The following is a 12,647-nucleotide window of genomic DNA, read 5'->3' as shown; positions in this document are numbered from 1 at the left end:
GCTCAGAGGAATTCGCCCCCCATCAGGTCCTGCATCGCTCGCGGCAGTTTCACCCGCCCGTCGGCAGTTTGGTGATTTTCCAGCAGCGGGACGAGGATCCGCGGGCTCGCCAGCGCGGTGTTGTTGAGCGTGTGCGCGAACCGCACCTTTCCGTCGGCGTCGCGATAACGGATGTTGGCGCGGCGCGCCTGCCAGTCGTGCAGGGTCGAACAGCTGTGCGTCTCGCGATACTTGCCCAGCGACGGCACCCAGCTTTCGATGTCGTTCATGCGATACTTGCCCAGCCCCATGTCGCCGGTCGAGGTTTCGATCACCTGATACGGAATCTCGAGGTCGGCGAGCAGGCTTTCGGCCAGCCCGAGCAGCCGCGCATGCCATTCGGCGGACACCGCCTCGTCAGCTTCGCACACCACATATTGCTCGACCTTGACGAACTGGTGGACGCGCAGCAGCCCGCGTACGTCCTTGCCCGCGCTGCCGGCCTCGCGGCGGAAGCAGGGCGAATAGCCGGCGTAGAGGATCGGCAGCCGGTCGTTGTCGACGATCTCGCCCGAATGGAGGGAGGTCAGCGCGACTTCCGCGGTCCCAGCCAGCCACAGATCGTCATTGGGCAGTTGATAGGTTTCCTCGCGGTGACCGGGGAATTGGCCCTGGGCAAGGAAAGCGTCTTCGCGCGCGATCGCGGGGACGGTGATGGGGGTGAAACCGGCGTTGGCGATCTTTTCCAGCGCCCAGCCCATCAGCTTGGTCTCGAGCAGCGCCAGCCGGCCCTTGAGGCAATAGGTGCGCGATCCGGACACCTGCGTGATCCGCGACAGGTCGGCCCAGTCGTTCTTCTCGATCAGCGCGACATGGTCGAGCGGCTCGAAGTCGAACTGCGGCTTTGCGCCGACAGTGTTGATGACGACGTTGCTGGTTTCGTCCGGCCCGACCGGCGCGCCGTCATAGGGGATGTTCGGCACCAGCATCAGCAGCTCGTTGAGAGCCGCCTGCTTTTCACCCAAGCCGCTTTCCAGCTCGGACGCGCGGGCGCCGGCTTCCTTTGCCTTGCGGCCCAGCTCGGCTTTCTCCTCCGGCGCGGCGTCCTTGAAGCGGCCGCTGATCGCGTTGCGTTCGGCGCGCAGCCCGTCGATTTCGGTCTTGAGCGCGCGCACCTGCGTATCCAGGTCGAGCAGCTGCCCAAGGTCGATGGTGACGTTCTTGTCGCGCGCCGCCCGTTCGACGGCCGCGCGATTGGTCTTGATGAAATCGAGGCTCAGCATGGCCTGCCAAGTGCGCGAATTGCGTGTCGAGGGCAAGTTCGCCTAAGCGCCGTCCATGGCCTCAGGACTAGTAGCATTGCTCGACGACGTCGCGACCATCGCCAAGCTGGCGGCGGCATCGCTCGACGACGTTTCCGCCGCCGCCGGCAAGGCGACGACGAAGGCGACCGGCGTGGTCATCGACGATACCGCGGTCACCCCGCGCTATGTCGTCGGGCTGGCGCCGGAACGCGAATTGCCGATCATCGGCAAGATTGCGTGGGGATCGCTGAAGAACAAGCTGTTCCTGCTGCTGCCCGCGGCACTGCTGCTGACCGCCTTCGCGCCGTTCCTGATCACGCCGCTGCTGATGATCGGCGGCAGTTACCTGGCGTTCGAAGGCACCGAGAAGATCGCCGAGAAGCTGCTTCACGACCACGAACATCACGACAAGCTGCTCGAAGCGGTGGCCGATCCGCAGGAGCTGGAGAAGATGCAGGTCGGCGGCGCGATCCGCACCGATTTGATCCTGTCGGCGGAAATCATGGCCATCGCGCTGGCCGAACTCGACCATCTGTCGCTGGTGACCACCGGATTCGCGCTGGCCGCGGTCGCTCTGGCCATCACCGCCGGCGTCTATGGCGCGGTCGCGCTGATCGTGAAGCTGGACGACATCGGCCTGCACATGTCGCGGCGGCAGAATGCCTCGGCCCGGTCGATCGGCGAAACGCTGGTGCGGGTGGTGCCCTCGGTGCTGGCCACGCTGGCGACCGTGGGCACGGCGGCGATGCTGTGGGTCGGCGGCGGCATCCTGCTCCATGGCCTGGAAGAATTGCACATCGCCACCATCATTCCGGAGACCGTCCATCACCTGGCCGAAATGGCGGCGCACGCCGCGGGTCCCTTGGCCGGGTTCGTCGGCTGGTTCGTCAACGCGCTTGGCGCGGCGATCTTCGGCTTCCTCATCGGCGGGATCATCGTGCTGGTCGTGCGCCAGTTCGTGAAGCACCCGGAAGACCTGGTCGTCGACTAGGACCGTCGTCTAGCCGAAGTGCAGCCGGCGATAGCTGCCGCGGAAATAAAGCAGCGGGTCCATGTTCGGGTCGAAACTTGCCCGCACCACCTGCCCGACAAGGATGTCGTGGTCGCCGCCGTCGTGGATGGCGTGGCGTTCGCATTCGAACACCGCGAGCGAATCGGTCAGCAATGGCGCGCCGGTCTCCCCGGTCGCCCAGGTCGTCGTTCCGAACCGGTCCTGGTCGCGAGTGGAAAAGCGGATCGAATCCGGTTGTTGGCCGGTCTGCAGCACGTTGACCGCGAAATTGGGTGAAGCGGCCAGCTCCGCCGCGCAGCGCGCCTGGCGGGCGATGCAGACCAGCAGCAGCGGCGGGTCCAGCGACACGGAGGTGAAGCTGTTGACCGTCAGCCCGAACGGCACGCCATCGGCATCGACGCAGGTGACGACGGTCACCCCGGTGGCAAACGAGCCCAGGGCATCGCGCAGCGTGCGCAGGTCCGATCCGCTGCGATATTCGCGGGGATGAGCGTCGGCGGGCATCGCGTCAGGCTATAACGGCCCGCGCCAAAAGCTCCACCGGGGCTTTGGGCTAGCGCCGCCGGATATAATCGACCCGGCCGACCTCCTTGAACGCGCCGCCATTCGTGGCCCGGTCCTGGCTGATGCCAAGACCGGTGGGGGTGGGCCAGATGTGGCTGCGCGTTTCGACGAAGCCCTCGTCGGTCTTCAGCGACCCCAGGCAGGTGATGCCCTTGCGGTCGTTGGGGTAGCAGCGCTCGGTCCGGCTGCGGCCGCTGTTGTCATATTGCTGGTAAGTGAAATGCCCGTCGGCCTTCGACCAGCCGAGCACCGCGACGCTGTGGTGGCCGCCTGGCCGCCCGTCGGTCGTGTCGCAGACGATGAAGCTGCGGTCGTCGAACCAGGTGCAATTGTCGCGATACTGGCTTTCCTTGCCCGCCATCGTCCAGTCGCCGGCGAGGAAAGCGAGCTGCTGTTCGATTTCCGGCGGATGGGCCGCCGCGGCCAGCGCGAGCGCGGCGGGCAACAGGGCAAGGCGCAGGGTCGGTCTGATCATGTGTGGCTCCCGTGACTATCCGCCGCGATCCCGTCGATGGCCCGCGCCAGCGCGATGTCGCGGTCGGTGATACGCCCGGCATCGTGGCTGGTCAGCCGGAAATCGACGCGGTTCCAGACGCTGGTGAACTCCGGGTGGTGATCGGCCTTTTCGGCGTGCATCGCCACCCGGGTCAGGAAGGCGAAGGCGCTTTCGAAATCCTTGAAGGTGAAACTGCGCAGCAGCGCCTTGCCGCCGTCTTCCTCAACCCAGCCGTCCGGCGCATCCATCGCGATTCTCCTGTCCTGCAAAGGCGGCGATAGACGAAATCGCGCGACGTGGCGCCGCCCGCGCACGAGAAACGGCGGGCCCTTGCCTTGAAATGACTCGTTCGCGGGCGCAGTTGGGGCCGCAAAGGGAGATTGGATTTATGGCAACCGCCACCTTGGACGTCGGCCCGCTTGGCCTTGAAAACCCGATGGGCACGGACGGCTTCGAATTCGTCGAATATACCGCGCCCGACATCGACCTGCTGCGCGACCTGTTCACCAAGATGGGCTTTCCCGAAGTTGCCCGTCACAAGAGCAAGAACGTTACCCTCCACCGCCAGGGCGACTGCAACTTCATCATCAACGCCGAACCCGGCAGCTATGCCGAACATTATGCCCGGGACCACGGCCCCAGCGCCTGCGCCATGGCCTTCCGCGTCAAGGACGCGAAGAAAGCGCACGAACGCGCGCTGAAGCTTGGCGCGAAGGACGTCCACGTCGCCAAGGGCGACGGGGAGCTCGACATTCCGGCGATCGAGGGGATCGGCGGGTCGCGCCTGTTCTTCGTCGACCAATATGGCAGCGAGGGCGGGACGATCTACGACACCGACTTCGACTTCCACGACAATTGGCGGGAGCTGGAACGGGACGCCGACAGCCGCCTGACCTATATCGACCACCTCACGCACAACGTGAACCGCGGCAACATGGCGACCTGGGCCGACTTCTACGAACGGCTCTTCAATTTCCGCGAGATCCGCTACTTCGATATCGAAGGCAAGCAGACCGGCCTGTTTTCCAAGGCAATGACGTCGCCCTGCGGCAAGATTCGCATCCCGCTCAACGAGAGCCAGGACGACAAGAGCCAGATCGAGGAATTCCTGCGCGAATATAAGGGCGAGGGGATTCAGCACATCGCGCTCGGCTCCGACGACATCTACAAATCGGTCGACGTGATCCGCGCCCGCGGCATTCCATTCCAGGACACGCCTGACACCTATTACGAGATGCTGCCGGAGCGCATCAAAGGCCACGAGGAAGACATTCCCGAGCTTGAAAAGCGCCGTATCCTGATGGACGGCGCGCCCACCGAAGGGCAGGGCCTGCTGCTGCAGATCTTCACCCAGAACGTGATCGGCCCGATCTTCTTCGAGATCATCCAGCGCAAGGGCAACGAAGGTTTCGGCGAGGGCAATTTCAAGGCGCTGTTCGAATCGATCGAGCTCGACCAGATGCGCCGGGGCGTCCTCTGACCGACGCCTTCATCTGCGATTATGTCCGCACGCCGATCGGCCGCTACGGCGGCGCGCTCAGCAGCGTGCGTGCCGACGACCTCGCGGCCATCCCGATCCGCGCGCTGATCGACCGCAACGCGCAGGTCGACTGGGGCGAGATCGACGACGTCATTCTCGGCTGCGCCAACCAGGCGGGCGAGGATAATCGCAATCTCGCGCGCATGGCCGGCCTGCTCGCCGGGCTTCCCGACAGTTCGGGCGGGGTCACGCTCAACCGCCTGTGCGGCTCCGGCCTCGACGCGGTGGCGATGGCGGCGCGGGCAATCCGCGGCGGCGAGGGCGAGATGATCGTCGCGGGGGGAAGCGAAAGCATGAGCCGCGCACCGTTCGTCATGGCCAAGGCGACCAGCGCATTCGACCGCAACGCGGAAATGTACGACACCACCATCGGGTGGCGTTTCGTCAATCCGCGGATGCGCGACCAATATGGCGACGACACCATGCCCAGCACTGGCGAGAACGTCGCGCAGGAATTCGGCATCAGCCGCGAGGACCAGGACAAGTTCGCGCTGCGCAGCCAGGAAAAAGCGGCTGCCGCGCACGACCGGCTGGCGGAAGAGATCGTCGCGGTCGAAATTCCGCAGCGCAAGGGCGATCCAATGCTGGTCGACACGGACGAACATCCGCGCGCCACGAGCCTCGACAAGCTGGCGGCGTTGAAGCCGATCGTGCGCAAGGACGGCACCGTCACCGCGGGTAATGCGTCGGGCGTCAACGACGGGGCGGCGGCGCTGCTGATCGCATCTGCCGACGCCGCCGAGCGCAACGGCCTCAAGCCCATCGCCCGCGTCCTTGGCGCTGCGGTGGCGGGCGTTCCGCCGCGCATCATGGGCATCGGCCCGGCGCCGGCCTCGGAAAAGCTGGTCAAACGGCTTGGGCTGACCCTGGCGGATTTCGACGTCATCGAGTTGAATGAGGCCTTTGCCGCGCAGGGCCTTGCCGTGCTGCGCAAGCTCGGCATCGCCGACGACGACCCGCGGGTAAATCCCAACGGCGGTGCGATCGCGCTCGGCCATCCGCTCGGCATGTCCGGCGCACGACTGGCCGGTACCGCCGCGCTCGAGCTGCAGCGCAGCGGCGGCCGGCGCGCGTTGGCCACCATGTGCATCGGGGTCGGCCAGGGAATCGCGCTCGCCATCGAACGGGTGTAGGATGCGCGCATGGCGACGGCTGCTGCGACCCTGAACGAAGACGCGATCATGGCGGTCCTGGACACGGTCCCGGACCCGGAAATCCCGGCCGTCAGCATCACTGACCTTGGCATCGTCCGCGGTGTCCGGCTCGACCCGCCGCGCGTGCAGGTGACGCCGACCTACACCGGCTGCCCGGCGACGGTGGCAATCGAACATATGATCCGCGAGGCGCTCGATGCCGCGGGCTATCGCGACGTCTATGTCGAGCGCGTGCTGTTTCCGCCCTGGACTACCGAGTGGATCACGCCGCGGGGGCATGAGCGGCTGAAGGCGTACGGGGTCGCGCCGCCCAGCCCGTCGGACCGGGCGGAATGTCCTTTATGCGGGTCGGCCGACACGGCGGAAATCAGCCGCTTCGGGTCGACTCCGTGCAAGGCGCAATGGCGCTGCAACAGCTGTCTAGAGCCGTTCGACCGCTTCAAATGTCATTGAGCAGGGCAAGCAGGGCGAAGCTCTGCAGCCAATGTTCGCCCATGTAATCGCCGGACAGGTGCGGCATCGCCGCGTCGAGATGCGCCTGCGCTACCTGCGGCTCGCCCAGCAGCCGCCAGCACCAGCCGCGACTGAGGTTCAATCCATCGAGGTGGGCGATCTTGCCGTCGCTGCGGTCGCTGACCGTTGCCGGGGTGAAGAGGGTTTCCGGGCGGCGCTGGTCGCGGTTCGGCAGGAAGCCCGCGAACCATGGATCGAAGCCATCGCCCAGCACCCGCTGCATAAGCACCGCCTCGGTCAGCGTCGGCGACAGGAAATCGTCACCGCTCGGCTCCCACGCCTGCGCGCCTTCATCGCCCTTGAACCAGCCCTGGGCCTTTTCCCTGATCAGCCCTGCGAGATCGGCATCGAACGCCCGCGCCCATTGTAGCGACAGGATCAGCGCGAAGGCGGTGTTGAAATGCGTCCCCGCGCGGATCGGATAGGTAAGGATCGCCAGGTAGCGCCGGAAGCGGTCGGCGAACGCATCCGCCAACGGCCGCAGGCGCTCGCCCCAGTCGCGGTCGCCGTGGCGCGTGGCTTCAAGGTGCAGGTAGAGCAGCCAAGCCCAGCCGTACGGCCGCTCGAAGCCCGCTGACATCGGCCGGTCGAGGTAAGCGCGTTCGACCGCCACCTTTTGCGCGGTGAAGCTGGCATCGGCGAGTTCGGCAATGGCGCGTGCCTCCGCCATGTCGGGATACAGCCGGCGCAGGGTCAGCAGGGTCCACCAGCCGTGGACGCAACTGTGCCAGTCGAAGCTGCCGAAGAAGATCGGGTGCAGCGCGCGCGGCGGGCGCGCGTCGCCGTCATCGAGCAGCACGTGGTCCATCTTGTACGGATAGGGCCTGGCGACATGGCCGAGCGCGATCCCCGCCATCTGCGCCGCCATTGCCTGCGTCAGCCCGCTCATCGGAACGCCAGGAAATAGATCAGCAGGATATTGCCGATGAGGAGGGGGACGGCGGTCAGCACCTGCGCCTTGATCACCCCATATTGATCCTTGAGCTCCAGCAACGCGGCGGGGACGATGTTGAAGTTGGCTGCCATCGGGGTCATCAACGTACCGCAAAAGCCGGCCAGCATGCCGATTGCGCCGATCACCGCCGGATCGCCGCCATAGCCCTGGATCAGCAAGGGCACGCCGATTGCCGCGGCCATGACCGGGAAAGCAGCAAAGGCGTTGCCCATGATCATCGTGAACAGCGCCATGCCGACGGCGAAGACAAGCACGGTCAGGAAGACGCTGCCGTCCGGAATGACCGACGCGGTGACGTCGCCGATGATCGTGCCGACCCCGGCGGCGGCGAACAGCACGCCAAGCGCGGCGAGCATCTGCGGCAGCACGGCCGCCCAACCGATCGCGTCGATCAGCCGCCGACCTTCCTGCAACGGCGCCACCGCCGGCGGTTTCAGCCAGACGAAGATGACGGCGATGGCGATCAGCACGCCCAGGCCAAGCAGGACATAGGTTTCGCGCTTGTCCTCAATCCAGCCCAGATCGCCGACCGGCGTGTAATTGTAGAGCAGGGTGCCGAAAAGGGCGGTAGCGGGGATGATCAGCGCGGGCAGGAACAGCCGGTTGCCCAGCCGCGTCGACCAGCCTTCGCGCTCTGCATCGCTGGTCGTGGGCGGATTGCTGCGGCCGATCAGCCCGAAACCCGCAAGTCCGGCCAGGCCGAGCACCAGCAGACCGTTGCCGAATCCGCCAAGATAATCGCCCGCCAGCAGGCTGAGCGCCATCAGCCCCCAGAAAGCGGCGTTGCCAAACCGCTTGCCGTTGCTTCGGTCGGAGGCGCTGAGGACAGCGAATGCGGCGAACATCGCGCCGGCAAGACCGTAGAGCCAGGTCAGCGTGATCATTCGCTGACCTCCGCGGCTTCCGCGACCGGCGGTAACGGCCGATGCGTGCGAGCAAGCTTGCGGTCGAGCAGCAGCAGCCGGAAGCCGTGGATAAGGAAGGCGAGGATGGCCGTGGGGATCGCCCATACGGCCAGTTGCAGCGGGGCGAGATTGTAGCCGTAGGTAACTAGGGTCTGCTGGATCAGCACGATCGAGCCGATGGCGAAGAAAATGTCCTCGCCGAAGAAGAGGCCGACATTGTCTGTCGCGGCGGCATAGGCCTTTACCTTTTCCGACGTCTCCTCCTCCAGCTCGCCATGCTGCTTTTCGGCAGCGGCCAGCGCCATCGGCGCCACCAGCGGGCGGACCGTTTGCGGATGCCCGGCGGTCGAATGCAGGCCGATGGCCGCGGTGACCTGGCGGTACAGCAGGTAGAGCACGAGCAGCTTGCCGACGCTGGCCTTGCGGAAGCCCCGGATTAGCGTCGCCGCGCGCTGCTGCAGGCCGAAGCGCTCCAGCAGGCCGATGACCGGCAACACGATCCACACGATGGCGATGATGCGATTGTCGTTGAACGCCTTGCCGAAGATTGAGATGACTTCGATGAGGTCCATCCCGCCAAGCAGGCCGGTAACGATCGCCGACGCGGTCACCACCAGCATCGGGTTCAGCCGAAGCGCGAAGCCGACCACGACGAGCAGGATGCCGAGCAGTGGGAGATAGGTCATCATGCGCGCCCGAAGCCGCCGCCGCCGGGCGTTTCGATGACGAAGCGGTCGCCGGGCTGCATCTCGGCCGAGGCCGTGGCGCTCAGTGTCTCGATGGTGCCGTCGATGCGCTCGACCCAGTTGCGCCCGGGGCTGGCGTCCGCACCGCCGGCGATGCCGCGCGGCGCGACTGCCCGGCGATTGGCTAGGATGTTGGCGCGCATCGGTTCGAGGAAAGCGAGATCGCGGATAACGCCGTCGCCGCCGCGGTGGCGGCCAACGCCGCCGGACCCGCGGCGGATGGCGAAGCGCTCCAGCCGCACCGGGTGGCGGGTCTCGAGGATTTCCGGGTCGGTCAGGCGGCTGTTGGTCATGTGCGTCTGCACGGCGCTGGTCCCGTCATGGTCGATGCCTGCCCCCGATCCGCCGGCGATGGTCTCATAATATTGATGAGCCTCGTTGCCGAACGTGAAATTGTTCATCGTCCCCTGGCTCGGCGCCAGCCGCCCGGTCGCGGCGAACAGGGTGTCGGTAACGACCTGGCTGGTTTCGACATTGCCGGCGACGACTGCGGCGGGAAAGCCGGGGCTGAGCATCGAGCCGTCGGGCACGATCAGGGTGACCGGGCGCAGGCAGCCGTCGTTCATCGGAATGGGATCGTCGATCAGGGTCCGCAGTACGTAAAGCGAAGCGGCGCGGATGATCGAAAAGGGCGCGTTGAAATTGTCGGGCAGTTGCGCCGACGTGCCGGTGAAATCGAACACGGCCGAACGGCTGGCCTTGTCGATGCGAATGGCAACGCCGACATTCGCACCATTGTCCATCGCATAATCGAAATCGCCGTCGTCGAGCCGGCCGAGCAGCCGGCGCACCGATTCCTCGGCATTGGCGAGGACGTGGCGCATGTAGGCATCGACCACGTCGCGGCCATAGTCGCGGACCGCTTCGACCAATCCTTCCGCGCCGCGCACGCACGCCGCAAGCTGGGCGCGCAGATCGGAAATGTTGCGGTCGATGTTGCGCGCCGGATGCTCGCCGGTCGCCAATAGCGCGCGCATCGCGGCTTCGCGGAATTCGCCCGCGTCGACCATCAGCACATTGTCGATCAGGACGCCTTCGTCGCTGATCGACCGGCTGTCGGGCGGCATCGATCCCGGCGCGATCCCGCCGATATCGGCATGGTGCCCGCGCGCGGCGACGAAAGCGGACGGCGCGCTGTCGCCGTCGCCATAGAAGACCGGCATGATGACCGTGATGTCGGGCAGATGCGTGCCACCGCGATAGGGGTCGTTGAGCACGTAGGCGTCGCCGCTCCGGATGCCGCGCCCATCCTTTCCGTGCCCGCGCGTGTCGATGATGTGGCGGATGCTTTCGCCCATCGACCCGAGGTGCACGGGAATGTGCGGCGCATTGGCGATCAGCGCGCCGCTCGCGTCGAACAGCGCGCAGGAGAAATCGAGCCGCTCCTTGATGTTGACGCTGGTCGCCGTCGCCTGGAGCGCCACGCCCATTTCCTCGGCGATGGCCATGAACAGGTTGTTGAAAATCTCCAGCATCACCGGGTCGGCATCGGTCCCGGCGGCATAGGCGCGCTCGGCCGGCACGGTGCGGGCGAGTAGCAGCGTGCCGTCACCGGCGCGCCGCGCGGTCCAGCCCGGTTCGACGACAGTGGTGGACGTCGCCTCGGCGATCAGGGCGGGGCCGGGGACCGGCTCGCCCTCAACCCCGGAAGCGGTGTCCGTTGCCTTCGTGCCGCGATGGCCGACGCCTTCCACGACCAGGGCGTCGATGACGATCCCGGCACTGCTGTCCAGATAGCCGAAGCGCGCACGGTGCAGCGTTTCGAAGTCGGCGCGCATCGCCGCCGCGTCGGCCAGCATGACGTCGAGCGTAGTGTCGCTCCCGGCATAGCGCAGGCGTGCGCGGCGGATGAGCGTGACGGCGTCGCGGCCAACGCCCTGGTCGATGAGCGCGCCTAAAGCCGCCGCTTCCAGCGCAGCGAGGGGTTCGGCGACGTCGCTGCCGAGCGGCTGCAGGAAGCTGGCTTCGCGGATTACCTTCACGTCGGCCAGGCCGATGCCATAAGCGGACAGCACGCCGGCGAGCGGGTGAATGAGGATGCGTTCGATGCCGAGCGCATCCGCGACGCGGCAGGCAAGCTGGCCGCCGGCGCCGCCGAAGCAGGCCAGCGTGTAGCGGGTGACATCGTGGCCGCGCGCGATGCTTATTTTGCGGATCGCCTTGGCCATGTTGTCGACCGCAATGGCGAGGAAACCGTCGGCAATGTCTTCGAGCGTCTTGGCGCCGCCAAGCGCGTCGGCGACTTCCTGCAACCGAGCCCGCGACGCCTCGGGATCGAGCGGCTGCCTGCCGTCCGGGCCGAACACGGCGGGAAAGGCGCCCGCATCGATGCGCTTCAGGAACAGGTTGCAATCGGTCACGGTCAGCGGCCCGCCGTTGCGGTAACAGGCCGGGCCGGGGTGGGCGCCGGCGGATTGCGGGCCGACGCGAAAGCGCATGCCGTCGAAGCTGCAGATGCTTCCGCCGCCCGCCGCGACGGTGTGGATGTGCATCATCGGCGCACGGATGCGCACGCCGGCGACGACGCTTTCGTCGGACAGTTCGAACCGGCCGGCATAGTGGGACACGTCGGTCGAGGTGCCGCCCATGTCGAAGCCGATCAGTCGGTGGGGCTCGCCATCGCCAAAATGCGGCGCACTGGCCGCGACCATGCCGACGACACCACCTGCCGGACCGGACAGGATTGCGTCCTTGCCGCGAAAGGCGCCGGCGTCGGCAAGGCCGCCGTTGGACTGCATGAATTGCAGGCGCGCGGCCTTGGGCAATCCGGCGGCGACGCGGTCGACGTAGCGGCGCAGCACCGGCGACAGATAGGCGTCGACCACCGTCGTATCGCCGCGGCCGATCAGCTTGATCAGCGGCGCGACCTCGTGACTGACGGAGATTTGCGCGAAGCCGAGTTCGGCAGCGATGTGCGCCAGACGCGCCTCGTGCTGCGTGAAGCGCCAGCCATGGACGAGGACGATGGCAAGGCTGTCGATACCAACCTCGCGTACCGACTGCAGGGCTGCCCGCGCCTGGTCTTCGTCGAGCGCGCGGACGATCGCGCCATCGGCACCGATGCGTTCGTCGATCTCGACCGCCATCTCGTACGGCTGGTCGGGCAGGACGATGTGGCGCGCGAAGATTTCGGGTCGCGCCTGGTAGCCGATGCGTAGCGCGTCGCCGAAGCCGCGCGTGATGGCCAGCGCCACGCGGTCGCCCTTGCGTTCGAGCAAGGCATTGGTGGCGACCGTCGTGCCCATGCGCACGGCCTCGACCGTCCCGCCGCCGGATCGCGCCAGCACGCGCCGGATCGCCTCCAGCGCAGCGTCGTCATACTGGCCCGGATTTTCCGACAGCAGTTTCTCGACCACGGTCTCGCCGCCGGGCGAGGTGGCGATCACGTCGGTGAAAGTGCCGCCGCGATCGATCGCGAATGTCCAGCCGCCAGCCACGCCGCCTTCAAGCATGCGCGCTCCGGCCGCTCAAGGCGCGGC

General features: G+C 66.7%; 12 protein-coding genes. 4 read left to right on the top strand and 8 right to left on the bottom strand.

The annotated features are described in order from the left end of the window. Window positions 1–2 precede the first annotated feature (2 nt). Window positions 3–1,262 (bottom strand): serine--tRNA ligase, encoded by a 1,260-nt coding sequence (gene serS / locus H8M03_RS07630; RefSeq protein ID WP_187478871.1) that lies wholly within the window; start codon window positions 1,260–1,262, stop codon window positions 3–5. Window positions 1,263–1,317: 55 nt separating this feature from the next. Here serS and H8M03_RS07625 point away from each other — a divergent pair, with 55 nt between their 5' ends. Continuing rightward, complete coding sequence (locus tag H8M03_RS07625) at window positions 1,318–2,274, top strand: DUF808 domain-containing protein (RefSeq protein WP_187478870.1); 957 nt, start codon at window positions 1,318–1,320, stop codon at window positions 2,272–2,274. 9 nt (window positions 2,275–2,283) lie between these two features. Here H8M03_RS07625 and H8M03_RS07620 read toward each other — a convergent pair whose 3' ends face one another. Genes H8M03_RS07620 through H8M03_RS07610 form a run of 3 tightly spaced genes read right to left on the bottom strand, consistent with a single transcriptional unit; the run spans window position 2,284 to window position 3,603 of the window. Continuing rightward, entirely contained in the window at window positions 2,284–2,799 is a 516-nt protein-coding gene (locus H8M03_RS07620; RefSeq protein WP_187478869.1) for a flavin reductase family protein, read from the bottom strand. 49 nt (window positions 2,800–2,848) lie between these two features. Next, entirely contained in the window at window positions 2,849–3,334 is a 486-nt protein-coding gene (locus H8M03_RS07615; protein ID WP_187478868.1) for a hypothetical protein, read from the bottom strand. Next, window positions 3,331–3,603, bottom strand: a complete 273-nt coding sequence (locus tag H8M03_RS07610; RefSeq protein ID WP_187478867.1) for a 4a-hydroxytetrahydrobiopterin dehydratase — start codon at window positions 3,601–3,603, stop codon at window positions 3,331–3,333. The genes H8M03_RS07615 and H8M03_RS07610 overlap by 4 nt, the downstream gene beginning before the upstream one ends. Before the next feature lie 140 nt (window positions 3,604–3,743). On the opposite strand from H8M03_RS07610, the gene hppD reads away from it, so the two are divergent. From hppD to paaD, 3 genes are read left to right on the top strand one after another with little or no spacing between them, the layout of a single operon-like run. Then, window positions 3,744–4,835: a 4-hydroxyphenylpyruvate dioxygenase gene (gene hppD, locus H8M03_RS07605; protein WP_187478866.1), complete on the top strand. Its 1,092-nt coding sequence runs from the start codon at window positions 3,744–3,746 to the stop codon at window positions 4,833–4,835. Continuing rightward, complete coding sequence (pcaF, locus tag H8M03_RS07600) at window positions 4,832–6,028, top strand: 3-oxoadipyl-CoA thiolase (RefSeq protein WP_187481001.1); 1,197 nt, start codon at window positions 4,832–4,834, stop codon at window positions 6,026–6,028. The genes hppD and pcaF overlap by 4 nt, the downstream gene beginning before the upstream one ends. A 9-nt stretch (window positions 6,029–6,037) precedes the next feature. After that, window positions 6,038–6,502 (top strand): 1,2-phenylacetyl-CoA epoxidase subunit PaaD, encoded by a 465-nt coding sequence (gene paaD / locus H8M03_RS07595; RefSeq protein ID WP_187478865.1) that lies wholly within the window; start codon window positions 6,038–6,040, stop codon window positions 6,500–6,502. On the opposite strand, the gene H8M03_RS07590 is transcribed toward paaD, so the two are convergent. Genes H8M03_RS07590 through H8M03_RS07575 form a run of 4 tightly spaced genes read right to left on the bottom strand, consistent with a single transcriptional unit; the run spans window position 6,489 to window position 12,620 of the window. Further along, the gene (locus tag H8M03_RS07590) at window positions 6,489–7,451 is read right to left on the bottom strand and encodes a DUF2891 domain-containing protein (protein ID WP_187478864.1); all 963 of its coding nucleotides are present in this window, start codon (window positions 7,449–7,451) and stop codon (window positions 6,489–6,491) included. The two genes, paaD and H8M03_RS07590, sit on opposite strands and share 14 nt — an antisense overlap. Beyond that, window positions 7,448–8,401: a DUF979 domain-containing protein gene (locus H8M03_RS07585; protein WP_187478863.1), complete on the bottom strand. Its 954-nt coding sequence runs from the start codon at window positions 8,399–8,401 to the stop codon at window positions 7,448–7,450. Before H8M03_RS07585 ends, H8M03_RS07590 begins: the two co-directional genes overlap by 4 nt. Beyond that, entirely contained in the window at window positions 8,398–9,108 is a 711-nt protein-coding gene (locus tag H8M03_RS07580) for a DUF969 domain-containing protein (RefSeq protein WP_187481000.1), read from the bottom strand. Before H8M03_RS07580 ends, H8M03_RS07585 begins: the two co-directional genes overlap by 4 nt. Next, the gene (locus H8M03_RS07575) at window positions 9,108–12,620 is read right to left on the bottom strand and encodes a hydantoinase B/oxoprolinase family protein (RefSeq protein WP_187478862.1); all 3,513 of its coding nucleotides are present in this window, start codon (window positions 12,618–12,620) and stop codon (window positions 9,108–9,110) included. Before H8M03_RS07575 ends, H8M03_RS07580 begins: the two co-directional genes overlap by 1 nt. Window positions 12,621–12,647: the final 27 nt, after the last annotated feature.

The sequence above is a fragment of the Sphingomonas sabuli genome (genome assembly GCF_014352855.1).
Lineage (GTDB): Bacteria > Pseudomonadota > Alphaproteobacteria > Sphingomonadales > Sphingomonadaceae > Sphingomicrobium > Sphingomicrobium sabuli.
Note: the sequence above shows the minus strand (reverse complement) of the source record. Positions and strands in the feature narration are given on the sequence as shown.

Excerpts from the sequence above, each read along its gene's own strand:
- serS (WP_187478871.1), bottom strand. The coding sequence starts at position 1,262 with ATGCTGAGCCTCGATTTCATCAAGACCAATCGCGCGGCCGTCGAACGG.
- H8M03_RS07625 (WP_187478870.1), top strand. The coding sequence starts at position 1,318 with ATGGCCTCAGGACTAGTAGCATTGCTCGACGACGTCGCGACCATCGCC.
- H8M03_RS07620 (WP_187478869.1), bottom strand. The coding sequence starts at position 2,799 with ATGCCCGCCGACGCTCATCCCCGCGAATATCGCAGCGGATCGGACCTG.
- H8M03_RS07615 (WP_187478868.1), bottom strand. The coding sequence starts at position 3,334 with ATGATCAGACCGACCCTGCGCCTTGCCCTGTTGCCCGCCGCGCTCGCG.
- H8M03_RS07610 (WP_187478867.1), bottom strand. The coding sequence starts at position 3,603 with ATGGATGCGCCGGACGGCTGGGTTGAGGAAGACGGCGGCAAGGCGCTG.
- hppD (WP_187478866.1), top strand. The coding sequence starts at position 3,744 with ATGGCAACCGCCACCTTGGACGTCGGCCCGCTTGGCCTTGAAAACCCG.
- paaD (WP_187478865.1), top strand. The coding sequence starts at position 6,038 with ATGGCGACGGCTGCTGCGACCCTGAACGAAGACGCGATCATGGCGGTC.
- H8M03_RS07590 (WP_187478864.1), bottom strand. The coding sequence starts at position 7,451 with ATGAGCGGGCTGACGCAGGCAATGGCGGCGCAGATGGCGGGGATCGCG.
- H8M03_RS07585 (WP_187478863.1), bottom strand. The coding sequence starts at position 8,401 with ATGATCACGCTGACCTGGCTCTACGGTCTTGCCGGCGCGATGTTCGCC.
- H8M03_RS07580 (WP_187481000.1), bottom strand. The coding sequence starts at position 9,108 with ATGACCTATCTCCCACTGCTCGGCATCCTGCTCGTCGTGGTCGGCTTC.
- H8M03_RS07575 (WP_187478862.1), bottom strand. The coding sequence starts at position 12,620 with ATGCTTGAAGGCGGCGTGGCTGGCGGCTGGACATTCGCGATCGATCGC.